A 22,458-nucleotide genomic window follows, 5' to 3' on the forward strand; every position below is an offset into this window, starting at 1 on the left:
AAGGGGGATTATGAAAATGTGGAAGAAAATCACATCGGTTGCTTTTGCGGCAACTTTGGCATTAGGGTTAGCTGCTTGTTCATCAAGTGATAGTGATGGTGCATCGTCTGGTAGTTCAGATTATCCAAAAAACAATATTACAATTGTTGCTCCTTCGGGTGCTGGTGGAGGATGGGATTTAACAGCCCGCTCAGTTGCCAAAATTATGAATGATACAAAGCTAGTGGACAAAGCTATTACCGTAGAAAACAAACCAGGTGGCGGTGGAGCAGTATATATGGCGGAATTTGCTACAAAAGAAGTAAAGAACGACTATATGCTAATGGTGAAATCTCCACCTATACTGATAAACAACAATAAGGCTGAAGGAAACAGTCCTTATGGTTATAAGGATACAACACCGCTTGCACAGCTAACTCGTGACTACGGAGCAATTGTAGTTAAAAATGATTCAGATTTCCAATCGTTAGAAGATGTACTTAATGCTATTAAAAAGGATCCAACTTCCGTTACATTAGCAGGTGGATCTGCTCCGGGTTCAATGGATCACTTAGTAGGGGTTTTGCCAGCATTTGAAGCTGGAATTGATCCAAAATCTGTAAAATACGTTTCATATGACGGCGGTGGCGAAGCGATAGCCGCGCTTTTGGGTAATAATGCGGATGTGATTGCAACAGATGCTTCTACAATTGCAACGTATGTAAAATCAGGAGATGTACGTGTATTAGCAGTTAGTTCAGCTGATCGTTTAGAAGGAGAGCTTGCTGAAGTACCAACTTTTAAAGAATCAGGCATCGATGCAGAGTTTACAATATGGCGTGGTATTTTCGGACCGAAAGAAATGTCCGATGATGCGAAAGAATATTGGAATGAAAAAATCGCTAAAATGGTTGAAACGGACGAATGGAAAGCAGAGCTTGAGAAAAACGGTTGGGCAAGCGAATACCGTAATGGAGAAGAATTTACTACTTATTTAGAAGATCAAGATAAAGTAATCGTCGAGTTATTAACAGCGCTTGGAATGCAGAAATAAAAGTTTGTAGGCGGCTATAACAGTCGCCTTTTCTGTTAGGAGGAATATGCTTGAATAAGAAATTTGATACAGTTGCTGGAATTGCATTTTTACTAATCGGTATACTTTTTTTGGTGGAAAGCCAAAAAATTTCAGATAGTGCATATGGTTCGACGGTTGGGCCAAAGATTTTCCCAATGGGTCTTGGAATTATTTTGTCTGCATTAAGTATTCGCTTATTATATGAAACATTTAAAATTAAAACAGAAGGTACAGTGAAGGAAAGTTTACAGTATAAGAAGTTTATTATTATTTTTGTAAGTGCTATTGCGTATGCATTTTTGTTAGAGAAAATAGGATATGTCGTTTCTACGTTCCTATTCCTACTAATTGCGTTCCAAACAGTAGAACGAGGTAAAATAATATATTCCATCATTATTTCTACTATTTTCTCTGTCGGTGTCTATATTATGTTTTCGGAGCTTCTGGGAGGATCATTACCAGGGTTTCCACTGTTTTAGGGAAGGGGTTAAGCAATGGATACATTACATTTTTTAGCGGATGGCTTTGCGGTTGCGTTTCAGTGGCATAATATTCTGTTCGCATTAGTCGGAGTTATTATAGGTACAGCAGTCGGTGTGTTACCAGGAATCGGTCCAATGAGTGGTGTTGCACTACTAATTCCTGTAACAGCAACAATGACTTCTGGAATGCCAACGGGAGCAGCAGCGGCTAGCTCCATTATTTTACTAGCAGGAGTATATTACGGAGCCATGTACGGTGGGTCAACTACTTCTATTTTACTGAACACACCAGGAGAATCATCTTCGGTCGTGACGACTTTAGACGGATATCAGATGGCTCAGCAGGGGAGAGCGGGAGCGGCACTTGCTATTTCAGCTATCGGGTCATTTGTGGCGGGTATCATTTCCCTTATCGGATTAATACTTCTAGCGGAGCCGCTTTCCAATGTTGCGATAAAGTTTGGACCAGCGGAGTATTTCTCTCTTATGCTATTAGGACTCGCTGCTGTTAGTGGTCTAGCGGGAAAATCGATGACAAAAGCATTAATGATGACGGTTTTCGGACTAATGCTTGGGACGATCGGAATAGATGCAGTTTCAGGAATTGCACGATTTACATATGATCAGCCGATTTTATTTTCGGGTTTGGAATTTTTAACAATTGCAGTTGGATTATTTGCACTTGGTGAGGTTGTAAAAACGATTTTAGAAAAAGACGAAGAAACAGGAAGTATAGCGAAGATCAACCGAATATTACCGACGAAACAGGATATGAAAGACAGTACAGTACCAATCGTACGTGGATCGTTACTTGGTTTCTTCATAGGAGTTTTACCAGGAGCAGGAGCAACATTGGCGTCGTTTTTCTCTTATACTACAGAGAAAAAGTTTAGTAAGAACCCAGAGATGTTTGGGAAAGGTCATATTGCTGGGGTAGCAGGTCCAGAATCCGCGAATAATGCCGCTTCTGGTGGTGCAATGATTCCGTTACTTACTCTAGGAATACCAGGTTCAGGAACGACAGCGATATTGATGGGTGCACTGATCATGTACAACATCCAGCCAGGCCCATTATTATTTGATGAGCATCCTGAGGTTGCATGGGGACTTATCGCAAGTATGTTAATCGGGAATTTAATGTTGCTAGTGTTGAATATGCCACTAGTTCGGGTTTTTGCAAAAGTTATTGAAACACCGAAAAAGTATTTATTGCCAATGATTATAGCCATATCCTTTTTCGGAGTATATGCGGTACAGTATACAACGTTTGACCTTTATTTACTGCTAGGGTGTGGGTTGTTAGGTTATTTACTTTCAAAAAATGACTACCCAGTGGCACCTTTAGTACTTGCGCTTGTATTAGGTCCAATGATTGAAAACAATATGCGTCGTGCGTTAACGATTTCTAACGGAGACTTTAGTATATTTGTGACAAAGCCACTATCGCTAATATTTATCGTTGCTGCAACGGCTTGGTTGTTAGTCCCACTATTGTTAAAGCTTAAAGGGCGGAAAATTGTTATCAATGAAGAAGGTTAATAGAAATGCAGACTTCATTGTTCACGGAGTCTGCATTTTTTGGTTATTATTTTTTATATCCAGAGGCATAGTTAGGTTTTGAATGATGCCTAAAGAATGTAGCGCTTGCTTAACAGTAGACTTGGTAGGAATAGAGTCTAGCTTATAATCTAACTGTATAGCCGTTAGAGCCAATTGTGGTCTTAACCCTGTAATAATTGAACGTACACCTAGCAAGGAAAGGACGTTATTAATCTTAAAGAGGTAATCTGTCACAACACTGTTTAATGTATACATGCCAGAAAAATCAATGATTAAGATATTAATGTCTTGTTCTTGTACCTTAAATGGTACTTCATCTAGTAGTTGTTTTGCTCGATCCTCATCGATTGAACCCATTAAAGGCAATATAGCAATTCCATTTAATACAGGAACTAGTGTAGCTGATAATTCATTAATTTCTTTCATAATTTCAAGTTGCTTCAATTCTTTTTCTTTACGCACGGTAATATCTCTAACATACGTTTGTATTGCTTTTGTCTTTCCAATTTGAACGGGATGACAATATAGTTCAACTTCTACAGTAGTCCCATCCATTCGGTAAATTGTTTCTTCAATAACTTTGGCTGGTTGTTGGTAGGCAGATTCTATTCTTTTTTCAATAGCTAACTTAGAGGCTTCCTGAAAAATATCTAAAGGACTTGCTCCAATGATTTTATCTTTAGTTGCTCTGAAAAAATCTACCGCTACATGGTTCACGTCAATTATTTTAAGGTTAGTATGAATGATTAACGGATCACGTGAATACTCCATTATCTCACGGTAATCTATTTGAGATACGCTTTCGTTCATATAAAGAACTCTCCTTAACAACTATATATCACATGTTTCATGAAATAATAGAAGTTGTATTTTTAAACGATTTATATACAGATTTTGTAACAATGTAATGTGATTATTTATTATTCATTCTAAATAGTGAAGCATTTTATTTATCCATCATACCACTCTTATAAGGATAAATTCTATGTAGTTGGATAGTTTGTTAGGTTAGCTGTTTAAATAGTTTTTTATTTATTGATCATTTCATTGGACAAATCCCAAAATGTGTTATATAGTTAGGATAATAATTAAATTGCTTAGATAGAAACAATGAATTCACATATTACAAAAGGTAATCGTGAGTCTTCGGTAACTTTTTGCAATATGTGAATTTTTTTATTCACCAAAATGGAGGTTTTTTACATGACACAAGGTACAGTAAAATGGTTTAACGCAGAAAAAGGTTTTGGATTTATCGAGGTTGAAGGTGGAAACGACGTATTCGCTCATTTCTCAGCAATCCAAGGCGAAGGATTCAAATCTCTTGACGAAGGTCAAAAAGTTGAATTTGACGTAGAAGATGGTCAACGTGGACCACAAGCAGTAAACATCGTAAAACTTTAATTCTTAGGGATTTTAAGTAAAGATAATACTGTAAAAAAGAGATACTCTTTCGAGAGTATCTCTTTTTTTATGTTCTTTTTTTCATAATGATATAGGAATACTCGAATAGCAAGTTGTTTGGTAAACTATTAATATCTTTATTTTGAATATAAAGGAAGTGTAACGATTGTCCGCTATAAATACTAAGAATAATCTACGTGCTGACTGCGAAAATTGTTTTGCATTATGCTGCGTGGGGCTCCATTTTGCTGCATCGGTAGATTTTGCAGTTGATAAACTAGCTGGTACGCCCTGCACGAATCTTCGAACAGACTACCGTTGTGGAATACATAAAGAACTTAGGCAACAAGGATATAAAGGGTGTACTGTTTTTGAATGCTTCGGGGCAGGTCAGAAAGTTTCTCAAGTTACTTTCAAGGGAGTCAGCTGGCGAGAGAATCCAAAAATAGCGAGGGATATGTTCGACGTTTTTCCAATTATGCAAGAGCTTCATGAAATTCTTTCGTATCTTACAGAGGCACGTACAAAGGAGGAAACTCTTACAATTCACAAAGAACTCAGTATTGCAATTGAAGAAACCGAAAAACTCACGAGGCTAAGTCCCGATTTACTATTAGCGTTAAACATTCCAGAGCATCGTGCTAGGATGAACACATTACTTGTAAAAACAAGTGAACTAGTTCGTAAGGATAAAGGTTCAATAGGTAATAAGAAAAAGGATCGTAGTAGAGCAGATCTTCTAGGAGCAAATTTACGAGGAGCAGATCTTAGAGGAGTAAATTTTAGAGGCGCTTATCTAATAGCTGCCGATCTCCGAAAAGCTGATATGAGGTATGCCGATTTTATCGGGGCGGACTTTCGAGATGCCAACCTAAGTGGAGCAGATCTGACAGGGGCAATATTCCTCACACAAGTTCAGATAAACTCTGCAAAAGGAGATAACCAAACTAAATTGCCAGTAACACTTATGCGACCAATGCATTGGATTTAAAAATTCATAATAGGAATTGGAGAGGTTAAAGATGAAAAAACTACTGTTAACTGGATTTGAACCATTTCTATCATTCACAGTGAATCCGACGATGAAAATTGTAGAAGAATTAGATGGCAAGACAATTGGAGAATATGAGGTAATAAGCAGAGTTCTATCAGTCGACTTCGCAAAGTCAGGTGCACAGCTAATTCATCAGCTAGAGGAGATAAAGCCAGATGCAGTTATGTCCTTAGGATTAGCTGGCGGACGTTATAAAATCACTCCAGAACGCATTGCGATCAATGTGAAAGATGGTGCCGCGGACAATCAGGGACATACGCCATTAGACGAAACAATTCAGCTAGACGGCGAACCTGGCTACTTTTCGACGCTACCTGTACGTTCGATGGTGGATGAACTTATAAAAGAAGGTCTTCCTGCTACTATTTCGAATACTGCAGGTACATACTTATGCAATAACGTCATGTATGAGGCTTTACATTATGCCAAGATGAACAATCTAGACATGCCCACCGGATTCATCCACATACCAGCATCTCATGAGTTAGCTATTCAACACGGGAAAATCCCAAGCTGGTCCCATGCGGATTTAAAAAGAGGCATAGAAATTTGTATAGCAGTGCTAGGGAAGCAATAAATTTAGATATATTAAGTGAATAAACTTAAGGTTATTTTCTGTAATTGAAACATAATTCTCGCTAATCCGTACAAAAGATAGGAGGGGATTTATATGTGGGAAAAACTACAACAAAGTCAGTCGTTTTTAAAGATGGAAATCAATAAGAGGGATAAGGTAAAAAGGAAGCAGCAAACATTGGAAGAGCAATTACAAACAGCGTTACATAAGAAGCAAGAGTATTGGACGCGACTTAAAGAAGAGCAAAAGGATGTAGAAAACCTAGACGGTTTTTCAATCTTGAAAATGGTTCGAACTTGGACAGGGAAGCAGGATGAAATTCGTGAGAAAGAATTAGGAGAATTAGCGGCTGTAGAAGCGAAGTATAGAGAAATTGAAAAAACAGTAATAGATTTAGAACAGGATATAGTAGCCAATGAACGGGAACTAGATCAAGCGAGTTGGGAATCTATTGATATAGATTGGGAGAAGCTGATTAAAGAAAAAGAGCAATGGATTTTCGGAAATGATCAGGAACAGGCATCTCGACTCGAGAAGTTATATGAGCAAAACACGTTTCTTGCAACAAGTATTCGTGAAATAACAGAAGCTATCACTGCTGGTAATGAAGCTAAAATCGCTTTAAAAAGAGCACTAAAGTTACTGGAAGGTGCAAAGGATTACTCTACTTGGGATACTTTTTTGGGAGGCGGACTAATCGCCACATCTTTAAAGCATAGTAAGCTCGACGAATCGGAAGAAGCTATTCATGCGGCCCAGCGTTCTTTACAAAGATTTCATACTGAAATGTTAGATATCCAGCAAATAAAGGCCGATAACTTATCTGTTGGAAGAGATAACTTTGTTACATTTGCGGATTATGTATTCGATGATATCTTTTCTGCATGGTCCACACATTCCAAAATTAATAATTCGATAGACCGTTTGAACCAGACACTAAGGGATTTAGCTAACATATCTAATCAACTACAAAAGCAACTCAAACTAGATCAAGATAATCTACATAATGTAGAAATAGAAATTGCTCAGATTATTGAACATTAAATATTAGTGATAGTGCAAGCGCCTACGCAAGCCAATACTTGCGTTAGGAGCATTTCGTTTAAAAACATAATTTGCCGCTAACTCCAAAGCGACTCGAAGAGTTAGGTGTTTGAGCTAGACAGATTATAAGTAAGCAACATAAACTTCTTGCCCTTATAATAGTAAACAGCCATCAACAAATAATATGATGGAAATTGACGCTATCTGTCATTATTTCTCGGGAAATAATTTGACAATAAAATTGTCTATTAGACAAATGAATACCTAGGTATTTTTATGCGCCCGTATAATTTTATTTATCGACGGCTAGTATAAAGACAAGATTAAGTAAATTATGTCTCAGGAGGAAACCCGATGTATGATCCAACTATTTTTGAAAACTTAAAAGTAGCATTCGAAAATCATGTGTATGATTTAGATAACATGGAACGAAAGGTGGATATCAAAAACCGGGTCGATCAAATGGACCTTTCCATTATCGCTAGAACCTTTAGGATTGAGTTTACTCTAGCTGACCAGTCGGACTTAACTGCGGAAATTATTTTAGACGCATCCCTAGAAGACTTAGCAGGAGAAATACTAGAAATAGGAAATAAAAATATAGGTTGTACGCTAGCATTGAAATTTATTAAAAATATTCAAAATCCTGATCTACAATGTGAGGAAATCGAACAAGCAATCAAAAACATTTGGGAAGACGACATAAAGTTAACCCAAACGTTAAGTTTTGTATTCGGAACAGAACTATCTAGCTATAAAAACGCAATAGAAGTTAAGTTTACAAAGAAGATTAATGAAGATCAAATAAGCGATCTTGCGATGTTTCTTGAACATGTATTAGAAACGTTAGATACTTTAAATAAAATATAATAGGCACTTTACTAGCTTTCTGCGAAGATATGGTTTATAGTAAGGATAATAATTAAATTGCTTAGATAGAAACAATGAATTCACATATTACAAAAGGTAATCGTGAGTCTTCGGTAGCTTTTTGTAATATGTGAATTTTTTATTCACCATAAATGGAGGTTTTTTACATGACACAAGGTACAGTAAAATGGTTTAACGCAGAAAAAGGTTTTGGATTTATCGAGGTTGAAGGCGGAAACGACGTATTCGCTCATTTCTCAGCAATCCAAGGCGAAGGATTCAAATCTCTTGACGAAGGTCAAAAAGTTGAATTTGACGTTGAAGATGGTCAACGTGGACCACAAGCAGTTAACATTGTAAAACTTTAATTCTTCGGGATTAATTAAACATAGTTAGCAAAAGAGGCATCCTTTCTGAGGGTGTCTTTTTTTATTACCTTAAATTAGGAATGTTTTACGGTGAATTTTGGATATGGTACGCCTGACAAACTCATGATGTCAGCTTTTATTGGACCAAAGTGATAATATTATACATAGAGAATATCAGAATGGGATGAGCAAAAGATGAGCAATACACATATATTTTCCAAACGTGAAGAAATAGCTAATGCAACTATTCATGGGATTGGTGCTATGCTTAGTATAGCAGCTCTTGTAATATTAATCGTAACTTCCGTAATACATGGAACAGCTTGGCATGTTGTAAGTTTTACATTGTTTGGTTCGTCGATGGTCCTTTTATATTTGTCTTCCACACTGGTCCACGGGTTTCCAGCAGGACGCTTAAAAGATTTCTTTGAGATTATGGATCACTCGGCTATATACTTTTTTATCGCTGGAACATATACACCGTTCTTATTCCTCGCTATTAAAGGACCATTAGGATGGACTTTGTTCGGTATCGTATGGGGGCTTGCGATTGCGGGGACCGTGTTTAAAGCGTTTTTTGTGAAAAGATTCTTACATACTTCCACATTGTTATACGTTGTGATGGGCTGGTTAATGGTATTTGGATGGAAACCTCTTTTAGAGAATGTATCATCTCAAGGACTCATACTGCTAGCAATTGGGGGTATCTTGTATACAATCGGAGCAGTTTTCTACGTGTGGCGTGGGTTTACATATCATCACGCAGTCTGGCATGTATTTGTGCTCGCAGCGTCTATCCTGCATTTCTTTGCTGTCATGACGTTGCTACCATAAAGTAGGAAGCGTTTAAACAATGGGTTTGTAGAGAGTTGTTCCATCAAATGCTATAATAAAGTTTAAATGTCTGGTACTAGAACTAGCAGCAGATTGCTTTAAAGTTAGTATGAAGAGAAGAGGATAGATATGAACAAAAAATCTATATATGGATTAACATTACATCAATTGATAGAGTGGCTTCATGAGCATGGTCACAAAAAGTCTCGAGCACTGCAGGTTTGGGATTGGCTATATAGAAAACGTGTCACGAATTTCGCAGACATGACAGACGTACATGAAGAATGTATTCAATTATTGCAAGACCACTATACAATACAAACGTTAACGGAACATATAAAGCAGGAAGCGGCCGATGGGACGATGAAGTTTTTGTTTAGATTGCAGGATGGAAACCTGATCGAAACGGTTATGATGAGACATAAATACGGCATTTCCGTTTGTGTGACAACTCAAGTGGGCTGTAATATCGGCTGTAGTTTTTGTGCAAGTGGCTTACTCGCAAAAAGTCGTGATTTATCAAGTGGGGAAATCGTCGAACAGATTATGAATATCCAATTGCATCTCGATCAATTGGAACAAAAAGACATGGTAAGTCATATTGTCGTGATGGGAATTGGAGAGCCATTTGATAATTTTACAAATCTGTTAGACTTTTTAAACGTAGTTATCGATCATAAAGGGCTGGCAATAGCAGCTAGGAAAATTACTGTTTCAACGAGTGGAATTGTTAATAAGATCTATGAATTCACTGATACGAGGATCCCAGTAAATCTAGCGATATCCTTACATGCACCTAATAATGAGCTGCGCACTAGAATTATGAAGATAAATCGTGCAATGCCAATTGAAAAACTAATGGAATCTCTAAAATATTATTTAGCAAAAAACAACCGTAGAATTACGATTGAATATATTTTACTGAAGGACGTAAATGATACGAAAGAGGTAGCTGAGGAGCTTGCCGATCTACTTTATGATATTAAGGACCAACTGTATGTGAACTTAATCCCATATAATCCTGTTGATGAACATAGTCAATACCAGAGAAGTGAGCAGGAATCAGTTTTATCTTTCTATGACACGCTTAAAAAGAGAGGCGTCAATTGCAAAATTCGCCAAGAACATGGAACAGACATTGATGCAGCCTGTGGTCAGTTAAGAAGTAAACAGCTTAAAAAGGAAAAAGTGGGTTAATTATTAAAACCTAACTATAACTTTACCGTAATAAAAAGTGAGGCTGGGACAAAACCCACCTCAAAATTAAAAGCAGTTCAAATTTTACGATGAGTAAAATTTGAACTGCTTTATTTTTATGTCTACTTCGTAGCCGTTGTTCTCCGTTACGGCGGACGCTTTCCTGGGGGCACGGGTCGAGCCAGTAGTCTCTCCCACGCGCTTGTCCCCTGGGAGTCGCCGCCTTCACTCCGCACAACTAATATTTCTTCTATATTCAGTTAATCTCTACATAATTTCAGGCAACAAAAAAGGACATCATCTGTTAAAGTGTCCTTATGTTTAAAAATTATAACATGAATCAACTCATTTTACCGCTAGATTTAGAAGTGAAATTACAAAAAAATGATATTGCCTTTTCCATCCACCATTTAGTCGAAAGTATTCCAAATGAAGCTTTCGCTCCTTTCATTCATCATACAGGTTGTCCATCGTATCATCCTCGCTTTTTTCTACTTTATTTGATGCTTCGCTTTGAGTGGGGAAAAGAGAAACCTTATCTTTATTTGGCGAAAGATGTCATTTATTTCATGGACAGCAATTTTAATGATACGATAATAGAACAAACTTACTGTTGGGGGAGATTCTGTGTTTTTGGATAAGCTGAAAAAGGACCTACATTATAAGCAACCGCTTTTTATAGGAGAGGACACAGCGCTACGTTTTGCTGTTTTAATACCGCTAGTGCAAGTGGATGATGAATGGCATGTCCTATTCGAGGTGCGCTCATTAACGATGAGGAAGCAACCAGGAGATATCAGTTTTCCAGGTGGTCGAATCGACCCCACAGATTCATCTCCAATGGAAGCGGCAATACGAGAGACCCACGAAGAGCTAGGTGTTGATCCAGCATGTATTCAAGTTCTAGGACAGATGAGTGCATATATAGCTTCTCCGTCCTTTGTTGTTTATCCATTTGTTGCTACTCTCGACCATCACCACATCAAAACCTTTAACAAAGAAGAGGTCGAAGCGGTATTCACTATCCCAGTTAGCTGGCTTTTGAGCCATGAGCCCTATATGCACACTGTCTCTGTCCAACCGATGCCGCCTATGGACTTTCCATATGATAAAATATTCAACGGTGACAAATACCAATGGAGACCTCGAGCGATTGAAGAATGGTTTTATGACTATGAGAAATATACGATTTGGGGTCTGACGGCTAGGGTGTTGAAGCATTTTGTAGAGACGATAAAATAATACCCTGCCCTATATAGGACATTACTCCAAATTGTGTGTTACATAGGGCACATACAAAAACCGATTCCCAAAAGGAAATCGGTTTTTCAACATATCTAATCTTTACTAATAAATTCAGCTTCCTGAAGGAATTCTTTAGCCACAAGTTCAACCATCTGTCCCTCATTATCCACTCTTGCATTCATTTCTTGCATCGCTGTTTCATCTATTTTACCAGCTAATTCTAGAAGCACATCTCCAATTTCAGGGTACTGTTCTAATATTTCTGTACGAACAAGGGGAAGAGCATGATAGGGTAGGAAATAGCCCTTATCGTCTTCTAACACAAGTAGATAATACATTTGAAGCTGACCATCTGTTGTATAAGATTTAATAACTTCTACTTCTTTAGCATTGATGGAGAGATACATAATCCCACGATCCATTCCTTTTACATCTTTGAATTGGAGATCGTATTCTTTTTGAAACCCTGGTAATCCATCTGGACGATCGATAAATTCAAATACTATGCCAAGTATAAAGTCATCTGATACCTTCGTGAAGTCACTAAATGTTTTTACTCCCAACAACTCAGCTTCATCTTCATCAAGAGCTAATGTATACGTATTATTAAACCCAAAGGATTCTAGAGCGGTGATACCATCAGCTGAAACTAACTCTTTTGTTTTCGCTAGCGTTTCATCCGCATTACCAGTAGATTCATGATAATAGTTAATAACGATAGTGCCAGTATAATCTGGAATAACGTCAATTTTTCCGTTGTGCATGGCAGTCCAAACGACGTTAGAGCCACCTAGTTAAGCAAAGGGACTTCCAAATAGATACAGTTTTTCAAGAGGTAAATTTCAATAGAACTTGGAATTATGTGAGAGTGTGGTCCTTTACACCCAATTTAAGGACCGTGCCTAAAATATTTTTTTAGGTCTAGATACCCGTTTGTTATTCTTATTTATCGCAGAGTGTAATATAATGGAACTATATAAAAATATAACCTTTAGTATTTGTATTTTATATCTTGTAAGTACAATTGACTCATTGTACTTAAAGAGGGGAGATTGGACTATGCGATTAGTAAAAATAGATAAGTGGAAGCCAGGTATGAAATTGGGTAAGCCAATAATGAATAACAATGGTAAAATTCTGTTAGCTAAGGGAGTAGAACTAATAGACCGCCTCATCCCTAGATTAAAGAAATATAATGTTACAACTTTATACATAGATGATGAAGTATCGGAAGGAATAGATATTGTCGAGTCTATTCCAGAAGCGCTACGTATGGAAACTCTACATACAATTACGGAAGGATTTCAAACATTAATGGATTTAAGTCAGTCTAACTCAAATCTTCAAGGAATGATGAAATCAAGTAGAACTATAAGGAGTTTTCAAAAAGTCTTTAAAGATATAGTGGCATTGCTCACAGACAATAAAAATGCATTGAATCTATTGGCTTCAACAAAAATACATGAAAACTATGTATTCAATCATTCATTGAATGTTTCTATATATGCGTGTCAGCTTGCACTTGCAAATGGATTACCTCTTAAAAATGTGGAAGAAATCGGATTGGGAGCCATACTACATGATTTAGGGAAAGTGCAAGTTCCACTAGAAATATTAAATAAACCAAGTGAATTAACAAAAGAGGAAAATGCTTTGGTTAAACAGCATTGTGAACAAGGTTTTGAGATACTACGAAAAATACATGAAATACCATTACCTGTTGCTCATTGTGCATTGCAGCATCATGAACGAATCGATGGTACAGGCTATCCTAGGGGGTTAAGAGGTGATGAAATTCATAAATATGCCAAAATCATCAGTGTTGCAGATGTGTTTGATACAGTAACAAACCCAAGAGCCTTTAAGCCGGCAGTGATGCCACATCAAGGACTCGAGATTTTGTATGCTGGGAGTGGTACGCAGTTCGACATGCATCAAGTTAACTTGTTTAGAGATTGTATCGCAATTTATCCACCAGGCCTAACGGTTAGATTAAATGATGGGCGTACAGGTATCGTTTCAAAATATAACTACCAGGCAGTTGGTCGTCCGGAGATTCGAATTATAAAAAGTGAAGAAAATGAAAAGGTGTCCCCATATGAAATTGATTTAGGAGCAAGGGAAAACCTGATGCTTGAGATTGTAATGGCCGATGCTTTGATCTAAATGTTTCTTATTAAGGGCAACGGGTACTTATTGAAATTAGAATTTTGGTAGAACCTGGTACCCGTTTATGAAATATGTTATCGAAATGGTACGACTAGTTGTTAATTGCTTGCTAGATCTTTCGTAAGTTCGGTAAGATGAGAAGAAGTATAAATTCTTCGTGTTACAGCAAGAGGAGGTTTACCATTGAAAATAACCGGAGCAGTGCTAATGTTTATAGGAGCGATTATGCTCGCTATTTTTATGTTTGCAGACTTAACAATGGATTTTGGTCTATGGATTACAGGCTTCTTGATCAGCTTACTCATTGCCGTTTCAGGAACAGTGACGTTAATAATTTATTTAGCAAAAGGCATTAAAGCAGATAAAAATTTTAAAAACGATTTCAAATAAGAAATCGTTTTTTTAGAGGAAATTTCCTATGTGAATTCTAGTTAATTAGAGTGCCAGGTTCTAGCTGAAATTAAAATTGTGTTAGAACCTGGTTCTCGTTTATGACGATTACGTCCACCACATCTGGCTGATCGAATCTTTCACAATAATCGGTTTTAAATTTTCGACTGCTTTCGTGAATCCCTCTTCGATCGACATCAATCCATCCTCATGTTCAATACTAACTACATAATCATAGCCATATAATCGTAGCATACTAATCATGTCTGCCCATGTTTTTTGATCGTGTCCAAAACCAACAGATCTAAAATACCATGCACGATCACGCATATTGGCGTAGTCGGTCATATCCGTAAGTCCGTTTCGATTCATATTTTGCTGATCGATAATTGTATCCTTTGCATGAAAATGATGGATGGCATTCTCACGTCCAAGTATTTTAATGGCTTCAATTGGGTCGATACCTTGCCACCACATATGGCTAGGGTCAAGGTTAGCACCAATCATAGGTCCACAAGCTTCTCTTAATCGCAATAGTGTAGCAGGAGTATGTACAGAGAATCCTCCATGCAGTTCTAATCCGATCTTTACGTTAAGTGACTGTGCTAAATCATTTTTTTCTTTCCAGTATGGTATAAGTTTTTCTTCCCATTGCCATTTTAATATTTCCTGGAAATCATGTGGCCAAGGGGCTACTGGCCAGTTGGGATAAAGGGCATTTTCATGATCTCCCGGGCAGCCCGAAAATGTATTTACTACGGACACGCCAAGTTTTGATGCAAGGTGCATTGTTTTTATAAATAACTCATCAGCAGGCTCTGCAATTTTTTTCTGTGGATGCAGTGGGTTTGCATGGCAGCTTAGTGCGCTGATGATTAATCCATAATCACTGATCTTTTGCTTAAAGCCCTCCAATTTCGTATCATCATTTAACAATTCATCCAGTTTACAGTGAGCATCGCCGGGATATCCCCCAGTTCCCAACTCAATTGCTTCTATACCTTTAGAAGAAACATAGCTTAACATATCTTCAAAACTCTTATCGGAGAAGAGTACCGTAAAAACACCTAATTTCAAAGAAATAACCTCCTATATATTTATCAGAATATACTGTAATGTAAACCGTTACATTACTAACATATATAAAATATTCAAGTAAATCAATAGTTTTTTCTAATGAAAAATAAATATTGACGCATAATTCGGAATATAATAAGATGTAAATGTAAACGATTTCATTTTATATTAAAATGGAATCATAGAAAGCGAGACTACGAAGATGACAAACATCCAGCAGGTGGCTAAACAAGCAGGGGTATCTGTAGCTACAGTATCAAGGGTACTAAACGGACAAAATACAGTTTCGTCGAAAACACGAATTAAAGTAGAAGAGGCTATAAAGCATTTAAATTATGAGCCTAGTATGTTAGGAAGAAATCTAAGAAATTCAGAAAGTAGAATTTTTTTAATATTAATTCCGAGCATTTCCAACCCTTTCTATTTAGAAGTTATTAAAGGAATTGAACATGTTGCACTTAGTCAGAATTACAATATCCTGCTATGTGAAACCGATTCGAATCCGGAAAAAGAAAATATTTACTTTGACCTTGTTAGGAAAAAGATGGCTGATGGAATTATTTCAATGGATCCAGCGGTTAATATTGAAACATTAAAAGAGCTAGCAGAAAAGTATTCCATCATTCAATGTAGTGAGTATAACCTCGATAGTGGGATTCCTTACGTGTCGATAGATAATGAAGAAGCCTCTTATCGGGCGGTCAAGCATTTAATACAAATTGGTCATAAAAAAATAGCCCTAATGAATTCTGATGAGAAGTTTTTATATGCGAGACAGAGGGAAATGGGTTACCAACGAGCATTAGAAGAGCATGGTATACCTTTGAACGATGATTATATTATTTATACAAAGCATCTAGGATTTGAGTATGGACAGCAGGCTGTGAAAAAGATATTAGCAATACAGGATCGCCCGACAGCTATATTTGCGGTATCGGATCTTTTAGCAATCGGATCACTCAAAGAGATAAATGCATCTGGTTTGCATGTACCGAATGATGTAGCGGTAGTAGGTTTTGACAAAATTGATTTTTCTAGTATGACAAATCCAACGCTCACTACGATTGCGCAGCCAATGTATAAGATGGGTACTGTGGCGGCGGAAATGTTAATCGATAAGATCAAAGGAAATAATGTGGATAGTGTCATATTGAATCATGAACTAGTTCTTCGAGAGTCTACGTGAGGATATATAACTAAGGTTGGCGCTCTGTTATTAAAGGGGATTAATAATAGAGCGTTGCCCTTAGTTTCACATGTAATCGATTACAAAAGGGGAGCTTTTTATAAAAACAAAGGGGGAATGGTGTTGAAGAAGTTTCTAATCTTATGTTTATCTTTAGTAACAGTCTTTAGTTTGGTGGCATGTAGTGATGATACGAATTCTGCAAATGGAAAAGAAGACGATACTCTAAAAATCGGTATTTCTTTACCTTCAGCAACACATGGATGGATGGGCGCATTAATTGATAGTGCTGAAAAGCAAGCGAAAGCACTTAAAGAAAGTGATGGCATTGAATATGTGATGACAAATGCCGCTGACCCAAATAAGCAAGCAAACGATGTAGATGATTTAATCGCACAGGGTGTGGATGTTATTGTCATGCTTCCAATTGAATCGGCAGCACTTTCACCTGTAGGACAAAAGATTAAAGATGCAGGAATTCCTTTAATAATAGTGGACCGTGAGCTTGAAAATGATGCAGCTACGGTTGTTGTAAAAGGGGATAATGAAGGTATCGGAGTAAATGCTGGTAAATATTTTGTAGAAAAGTTAAATGGAAAAGGAAAAGTTGTGGAAATTTCCGGACCGCCGAGTTCAGTTACAGAGCAACGCGGATCAGGTTTTAAAGAAGCGATGGAAAGTGCAGAAGGAATGGAAATAATTGCTTCACAGAGTGGTGACTTTTCTACTGAAAAATCGCTAGAAGTGATGGAAAACATTTTACAAGCACATCCACAAATAGATGCAGTATTTACACAGGATGATGGAATGGCACTTGGTGTTATACAAGCCATTAAAGAAGCAAATCGTACAGATATTCAATTTGTAACAGGTGCTGGTGGTGGTAAAGCGATATTCGAAGATATCAAAGCAGATGGATTTATAACAGCTACATTCCTTTACTCACCAACGATGGTAGAAGATGCAGTGAAAATTGCGGCGGATATCGCAAAAGGAAATGAACCAGAAGAATCTATGGTCGTAAAAGAAGCTACTCAAGTAACAAAAGATAACGTAGATGAGTTCTATGATCCGGAATCTAAATTCTAAATGAATATTAGGAAATACAATGGTTGTGTAAACAGTTGTTGTATTTCCTCTTTTCCTATATTAGGAGGGATAAATACCATGACTAAAAATTCTTATATAACAATGAAGAACATTAAGAAGTCATTTAATGGTGTACCTGTATTAAAGAATGTGACTCTTCAGATTGAAAAAGGAGAGATTCATGCTTTGTTAGGTGAAAATGGTGCCGGTAAATCCACTTTAATGAATATTCTAGGGGGGGTTCATCAGCCTGATAATGGCTCTATTTACATAAACGATAAAGAAGTCAAAATGACCAATCCAAGAATATCGCAGGAGCAAGGGATTAGCTTTATCCATCAAGAACTAAACATGGTAACTGATCTCAAAGTGTATGAAAATATGTTTTTAGGTTCCGAACTTCGAAACAAAGTGGGCTTTTTAAAAGTAGAAGAGATGTGCCAGCAAACACATGAAATTTTAGCTAAGCTCGGTGTGGACATCGACCCAAAGGAATACGTAAGAAATCTAGCAACCTCCTACAAACAACTGATAGAAATATCCAAGGCACTGCTTCATAAATCGACCGTTATTATTATGGATGAACCTACAACCTCATTAGCTGAGCATGAAGTGAATCGATTATTTGAATTGATGAAGAACTTAAAGAAATCAGGCATCTCCATTATTTATATATCCCACAAACTGAAGGAAATTAAAGAAGTATGCGACCGTTATACCGTATTACGTGACGGAGAAATGATTAAAAGTGGAAATGTAGAGCAAGAAGATCTAGATACAATCACTAAGCTAATGGTTGGCAAATCAATATCTCAAACCCGTTTCGTACATGAGCATTCATTTGGACCAGTATTGTTAGAAGTGAATAATTTAACAAGCTTAGGATTGTTTAAGAACATTCATTTTAAAGTGAAAAAGGGGGAAATAGTAGGCTTTACTGGTCTAGCAGGGGACGGTAGAACAGAGCTTTTTGAAAGCTTATTTGGATACCGAAAAAAATACACTGGTGAAATAAAAATCAATGGTCAGCTCATAAAAATAGATCACCCTCGAAAAGCGGTGGAAGCAGGGATAGGTCTTGTTCCAAAGGATCGCAAGGAAAATGCGATTATTAAAGACTTAAGTGTAATCCATAATATGAGCTTGTCATCCATAGGAAATTTTGAGAAATCGGGATTTATACAAAATAATGTCGAGACAGAAAAGTTTCAGTATTATAAAGAACTATTGAACATCAAAGTACACAACCCACGTATTACGATCGATAAGCTAAGTGGTGGAAATCAGCAAAAAGTCATCATCGCCAAATGGCTTGAAGTCGGGGCGGATATACTTATCTTTGATAACCCCACACAGGGGATTGACGTTGGAGCTAAGCAGGAGATTTATCAACAAATTGTGGCATTAGCTGAACAAGGAAAATCAGTGATTATATTGTCCTCAGAGGCACCAGAGGTAATAAGGATTTGTCACACGATTAATGTGATGTACCAAGGAGAAATAACAGCACGATTTAACGGGGAAGAAGCAACGGAAGAAGAAATTATGAATTATGCAACCGGCTCGAAAAGGGAGGCCACAAAAATTGGCTAATACAAATGTAAAAGAATATAGTCCGCAAGTTTTAAATGCAAAAAGTCGTCTTGCATGGCTGTGGTCAGAATATAGCGTTATTATTGCTTTCATTATTATTTTTATCGCATCAACTATTATGAATCCAAGATTTTTAGATATTAATAACCAACTAAATATACTAATGCAAGTTTCTATTATCGGAATTGTTGCTTTAGGTATGACAGTCGTTATGCTGTCAGGTGGAATCGACTTATCGGTCGGATCAGTGCTAGCGCTAGTCGGTGTTATCACAGTTTTAGCGTTAAATGCGTCAGGGAGTATACTTGTTGGGATTTTTACTGCACTAGTCGTTGGCTCCTTTGCAGGATTCTTGAACGGATTAATGGTTGCAAAAGGAAGGATTGCCTCCTTTATCGCTACATTAGGAATGATGGCAGCAGCTCGCTCCATTGCGTTATATATTGCCGAAGGTGGAAGCGTTTCAGGAGAAGTGAAGGGTTTTACAGCTATCGCAAACAGTGATCTATGGATATTTGATTATCCTGTCATTATTTTCTTTGCTATGACTGCATTGGTTTATATTTTGATGCACAAGACACGTTTTGGAAGATACGTGTATGCACTTGGAAGTAATGAAAAAGCTGCCATGCTTTCTGCAATTCGGGTGGATCGTATTAAAATAGCTGTGTATAGTTTAGCAGGATTATTAGTAAGTATAGCAGCTATCATTGAAACATCACGCTTAAATTCTATTTCATCATCAAGCTCTGGAGTTCAATATGAATTAGATGCGATTGCTGCCGTTATTATAGGTGGTACAAGAATGACAGGTGGTCGTGGTAAGATTATTGGTACACTTTTCGGAGTGCTTATCTTAGGTATTTTGAATAATATGATGAACTTAATGAACGTCTCCCCGTATCTACAAGGCTTTGTAAAGGGTCTAATCATAATTATTGCTGTAGTATTCCAAAAGAGAGAGTAGGAGTGATTAAATGGGGATAAAAGTAGGAATTATCGGATGTGGTTCAATTACTAAATTGCGCCATGCACCAGAATATAAAACAAATCCATTCGTAGACGAAATCGTTTTTTATGACAGAAATCCTGAACGAGCAGAGGCGTTATCGGTCATGTTTGGTGGGACAGTAGTGCAAAATGTGGATGAATTATTAACAGATCCCACGATACAAGTAATAAGTGATTGTTCTTCAAATGAATATCATCATATATTTTCTACCAAAGCATTATTAAATGGGAAACATGTTCTGTGTGAAAAACCAATTTCTCTAACAATTGAACATGCAAAAGAAATCGTAGATGCCCAAAAGCAATCTGGGAAAAAATTAATGGTGGATCACAATCAGCGATTTACTCGCGCGCATCAAAAGGCAAAAGAAATTATTAAAAGTGAAGAACTTGGTAAAGTGCTGACTTTTAGAACAACGTTTGGTCACTCGGGGCCAGAACAATGGGGGATAAATAAATCAAACTCCACATGGTTCTTTCAAAAGGAGCGTTCTGGTCTAGGTGTTGCAGGGGATTTAGGAGTCCATAAAGTGGATTTACTGCATTACTTATTAGATGATGAAATTGAGCATGTAAGCGCCTTTAAGGGAGCACTTGACAAAGTCGATGAAAATAACGAACCGATAGAAGTTTGCGATAATATCGTATGTAGTTTAAAAACGAAAAAAGGACGTTTAGGTAATGCTGCGTTCTCTTGGACGTATTACGGTGAAGAAGATAATAGCACGATCATCTATTGCGAAAAAGGCATTTTGAAGATTTACCATAGTGATCAATATCAATTAGAAGTGATTACAAAAGATGGGGAAAAGGTACAATACAAGCTTGAGAATATCCAAACTAATAACAATCAAACAAATAGCGGTGTAATCGATGCCTTTATCGAATGTATTCGACTTGATGAACAGCCGCTTGTAACTGGAGAAGACGCACTCTCTTCGTTAAAAGTCATTTTAGGTATTATAGAAGCAGCTGAAACGAATAAGGTTGTGATGATATAAAGTCCAAGGGTTAAATTGAATTTAATAACAAAGCCGTTTTCTGACTGAACAGAAAACGGCTTTTATATTATAATGATGATGTTTTTTTGTGAACCTAACTATTTCGCAGTATAACCGCCATCAACGTGAATAGTGGTACCAGTTACGAAGTCGTTTTCTGCTAAGAAGACAACTGCGTGAGCAATTTCTTCAGGGTTACCAAGACGACCCACTGGATGTTTTGCTACTAAACCATCATAGAAATCACCTAATGATTCTTTGTTTACTAAACCTGATTCGATGAATCCCGGAGCAACAGCATTTACGCGAATGTTGCGATCAGCATATTCTAATGCAACTGATTTTGTGATTAAGTTAACTGCACCTTTACTAGCCGCGTATGGGATTGACGTTGGTTCCCCAACTGTACCTAAAATTGAGGACGTATTAATAATTGCACCGCCCCCAGTTTTTAGCATTTCACGAAGTGCATACTTAATACCATAAAATACACCATCTTGGTTTACGGCGATAACACGTTTGTATTCTTCATCTGTTAATTCGTGTGTAGGTTTCTGTATACCGATACCAGCATTGTTGAAAATAATATCTAGTTGACCAAATTGATCAACCGCTGTTTTTACAAGGTTTTCAACAGATTGCTCGTCTGCTACGTCTGTACGTACAAATAATACATTTTCAAACGTATCTTTTAATTGTTGTTCTACAGCTTTACCAGAATCCTCGTTGTAATCACCAATAACAACTTTTGCTCCTTTTGCTAAAAAAGCTTTTGCAGTAGCTAATCCTATACCAGAAGCTCCTCCTGTTACAACCGCTACTTTATCTTTTAAGTCAGTCATGATAAATCCCTCCATTTAGTTTATATAAAAATTAATAACAATCTAATTGTATTCCTCTTTTCAAGATATTTCAAATTAGAGAATCCTAATTATAAGGTAAATATTAAACGAACATTAGCACTTGGTGAAGATGTAGAAATACCGAGAACTTTTGCAAATTAATAATGTGAGTAAAGCGATGTTTGTGGTTTTGGGTTATTGACCTATCGACCTATCTCGAACTATCTTATAATACCCACCAACCTAGTCCTTCATCCTGTATTATAATTAAGGTTTTTCGTTTTAGAATTGCAGAGAAATTGAGACTACAGAATACTAAACAAGTTGATAGCACTATTTTTTAGAACTAGTATTGGTATCTAATTTAGTACAGCTTAATAATAATACTTGCAGTTTGTTTGGAAACAATAT

22 protein-coding genes and 2 pseudogenes are annotated in these 22,458 nt (G+C 37.0%); 20 read left to right on the forward strand and 4 right to left on the reverse strand.

The window, feature by feature from the left end; all coding sequences use genetic code 11:
• The first annotated feature begins 10 nt into the window (after nucleotides 1-10).
• From MKY37_RS13380 to MKY37_RS13390, 3 genes are read left to right on the forward strand one after another with little or no spacing between them, the layout of a single operon-like run.
• Nucleotides 11-1,033 (forward strand): tripartite tricarboxylate transporter substrate binding protein, encoded by a 1,023-nt coding sequence (locus tag MKY37_RS13380; RefSeq protein ID WP_340777861.1) that lies wholly within the window; start codon nucleotides 11-13, stop codon nucleotides 1,031-1,033.
• A gap of 50 nt (nucleotides 1,034-1,083) precedes the next feature.
• Entirely contained in the window at nucleotides 1,084-1,533 is a 450-nt protein-coding gene (locus MKY37_RS13385; RefSeq protein ID WP_340777863.1) for a tripartite tricarboxylate transporter TctB family protein, read from the forward strand.
• 15 nt (nucleotides 1,534-1,548) lie between these two features.
• Entirely contained in the window at nucleotides 1,549-3,075 is a 1,527-nt protein-coding gene (locus tag MKY37_RS13390; protein WP_340777865.1) for a tripartite tricarboxylate transporter permease, read from the forward strand.
• Nucleotides 3,076-3,096: 21 nt separating this feature from the next.
• On the opposite strand, the gene MKY37_RS13395 is transcribed toward MKY37_RS13390, so the two are convergent.
• Entirely contained in the window at nucleotides 3,097-3,906 is an 810-nt protein-coding gene (locus MKY37_RS13395; protein WP_340777867.1) for a PAS domain S-box protein, read from the reverse strand.
• Between the two features lie 393 nt (nucleotides 3,907-4,299).
• Here MKY37_RS13395 and MKY37_RS13400 point away from each other — a divergent pair, with 393 nt between their 5' ends.
• The 10 genes and pseudogenes from MKY37_RS13400 (at nucleotide 4,300) to MKY37_RS13445 (ending at nucleotide 11,686) form a co-directional block, all read left to right on the forward strand.
• The gene (locus MKY37_RS13400; RefSeq protein ID WP_090568674.1) at nucleotides 4,300-4,500 is read left to right on the forward strand and encodes a cold-shock protein; all 201 of its coding nucleotides are present in this window, start codon (nucleotides 4,300-4,302) and stop codon (nucleotides 4,498-4,500) included.
• A 166-nt stretch (nucleotides 4,501-4,666) separates the two neighbouring features.
• Nucleotides 4,667-5,491 carry a pentapeptide repeat-containing protein gene (locus MKY37_RS13405; protein WP_340777870.1) on the forward strand — a complete coding sequence of 275 codons (825 nt, stop codon included), beginning with the start codon at nucleotides 4,667-4,669 and terminating at the stop codon, nucleotides 5,489-5,491.
• Between the two features lie 31 nt (nucleotides 5,492-5,522).
• Nucleotides 5,523-6,131 (forward strand): pyroglutamyl-peptidase I, encoded by a 609-nt coding sequence (gene pcp, locus MKY37_RS13410; RefSeq protein ID WP_340777873.1) that lies wholly within the window; start codon nucleotides 5,523-5,525, stop codon nucleotides 6,129-6,131.
• 93 nt (nucleotides 6,132-6,224) lie between these two features.
• Nucleotides 6,225-7,175 carry a hypothetical protein gene (locus tag MKY37_RS13415; protein WP_340777875.1) on the forward strand — a complete coding sequence of 317 codons (951 nt, stop codon included), beginning with the start codon at nucleotides 6,225-6,227 and terminating at the stop codon, nucleotides 7,173-7,175.
• Nucleotides 7,176-7,529: 354 nt separating this feature from the next.
• Nucleotides 7,530-8,045, forward strand: a complete 516-nt coding sequence (locus MKY37_RS13420) for a hypothetical protein (protein WP_340777876.1) — start codon at nucleotides 7,530-7,532, stop codon at nucleotides 8,043-8,045.
• A 167-nt stretch (nucleotides 8,046-8,212) separates the two neighbouring features.
• Nucleotides 8,213-8,413, forward strand: a complete 201-nt coding sequence (locus MKY37_RS13425; RefSeq protein ID WP_090568674.1) for a cold-shock protein — start codon at nucleotides 8,213-8,215, stop codon at nucleotides 8,411-8,413.
• Nucleotides 8,414-8,608: 195 nt separating this feature from the next.
• Nucleotides 8,609-9,247, forward strand: a complete 639-nt coding sequence (gene trhA / locus MKY37_RS13430; protein WP_340777878.1) for a PAQR family membrane homeostasis protein TrhA — start codon at nucleotides 8,609-8,611, stop codon at nucleotides 9,245-9,247.
• 129 nt (nucleotides 9,248-9,376) lie between these two features.
• Complete coding sequence (gene rlmN, locus MKY37_RS13435; RefSeq protein WP_340777881.1) at nucleotides 9,377-10,444, forward strand: 23S rRNA (adenine(2503)-C(2))-methyltransferase RlmN; 1,068 nt, start codon at nucleotides 9,377-9,379, stop codon at nucleotides 10,442-10,444.
• A gap of 317 nt (nucleotides 10,445-10,761) precedes the next feature.
• A pseudogene (locus MKY37_RS13440) lies at nucleotides 10,762-10,950 on the forward strand (IS5/IS1182 family transposase); the annotation flags it as partial.
• 121 nt (nucleotides 10,951-11,071) lie between these two features.
• Entirely contained in the window at nucleotides 11,072-11,686 is a 615-nt protein-coding gene (locus MKY37_RS13445; RefSeq protein ID WP_340777882.1) for an NUDIX hydrolase, read from the forward strand.
• 95 nt (nucleotides 11,687-11,781) lie between these two features.
• Here the strand turns inward: MKY37_RS13445 and MKY37_RS13450 are convergent.
• Nucleotides 11,782-12,468 (reverse strand): annotated as a pseudogene (locus MKY37_RS13450) (glycine betaine ABC transporter substrate-binding protein); the annotation flags it as partial.
• A gap of 280 nt (nucleotides 12,469-12,748) precedes the next feature.
• Between MKY37_RS13450 and MKY37_RS13455 the strand changes: the two are divergent.
• Nucleotides 12,749-13,855 carry an HD-GYP domain-containing protein gene (locus tag MKY37_RS13455; protein ID WP_340777884.1) on the forward strand — a complete coding sequence of 369 codons (1,107 nt, stop codon included), beginning with the start codon at nucleotides 12,749-12,751 and terminating at the stop codon, nucleotides 13,853-13,855.
• Between the two features lie 186 nt (nucleotides 13,856-14,041).
• Entirely contained in the window at nucleotides 14,042-14,248 is a 207-nt protein-coding gene (locus MKY37_RS13460; protein WP_340777887.1) for a hypothetical protein, read from the forward strand.
• 108 nt (nucleotides 14,249-14,356) lie between these two features.
• On the opposite strand, the gene MKY37_RS13465 is transcribed toward MKY37_RS13460, so the two are convergent.
• Nucleotides 14,357-15,325: a sugar phosphate isomerase/epimerase family protein gene (locus tag MKY37_RS13465; RefSeq protein ID WP_340777890.1), complete on the reverse strand. Its 969-nt coding sequence runs from the start codon at nucleotides 15,323-15,325 to the stop codon at nucleotides 14,357-14,359.
• A gap of 202 nt (nucleotides 15,326-15,527) precedes the next feature.
• Here MKY37_RS13465 and MKY37_RS13470 point away from each other — a divergent pair, with 202 nt between their 5' ends.
• The 5 genes from MKY37_RS13470 (at nucleotide 15,528) to MKY37_RS13490 (ending at nucleotide 21,205) form a co-directional block, all read left to right on the forward strand.
• Entirely contained in the window at nucleotides 15,528-16,511 is a 984-nt protein-coding gene (locus MKY37_RS13470) for a LacI family DNA-binding transcriptional regulator (RefSeq protein WP_340777893.1), read from the forward strand.
• 117 nt (nucleotides 16,512-16,628) lie between these two features.
• A complete protein-coding gene (locus MKY37_RS13475; RefSeq protein WP_340777895.1) occupies nucleotides 16,629-17,600 on the forward strand; it encodes a substrate-binding domain-containing protein in 972 nt (323 codons plus the stop codon).
• Nucleotides 17,601-17,678: 78 nt separating this feature from the next.
• Nucleotides 17,679-19,193 carry a sugar ABC transporter ATP-binding protein gene (locus MKY37_RS13480; protein ID WP_340777897.1) on the forward strand — a complete coding sequence of 505 codons (1,515 nt, stop codon included), beginning with the start codon at nucleotides 17,679-17,681 and terminating at the stop codon, nucleotides 19,191-19,193.
• A complete protein-coding gene (locus MKY37_RS13485; RefSeq protein WP_340777900.1) occupies nucleotides 19,186-20,160 on the forward strand; it encodes an ABC transporter permease in 975 nt (324 codons plus the stop codon). The genes MKY37_RS13480 and MKY37_RS13485 overlap by 8 nt, the downstream gene beginning before the upstream one ends.
• Nucleotides 20,161-20,170: 10 nt before the next feature.
• Complete coding sequence (locus MKY37_RS13490) at nucleotides 20,171-21,205, forward strand: Gfo/Idh/MocA family protein (RefSeq protein WP_340777902.1); 1,035 nt, start codon at nucleotides 20,171-20,173, stop codon at nucleotides 21,203-21,205.
• Between the two features lie 98 nt (nucleotides 21,206-21,303).
• On the opposite strand, the gene MKY37_RS13495 is transcribed toward MKY37_RS13490, so the two are convergent.
• Nucleotides 21,304-22,047 (reverse strand): SDR family NAD(P)-dependent oxidoreductase, encoded by a 744-nt coding sequence (locus MKY37_RS13495; RefSeq protein WP_340777904.1) that lies wholly within the window; start codon nucleotides 22,045-22,047, stop codon nucleotides 21,304-21,306.
• Nucleotides 22,048-22,458 lie beyond the last annotated feature (411 nt).

Source organism: Psychrobacillus sp. FSL K6-2836 (genome assembly GCF_038003085.1).
GTDB lineage: Bacteria > Bacillota > Bacilli > Bacillales_A > Planococcaceae > Psychrobacillus.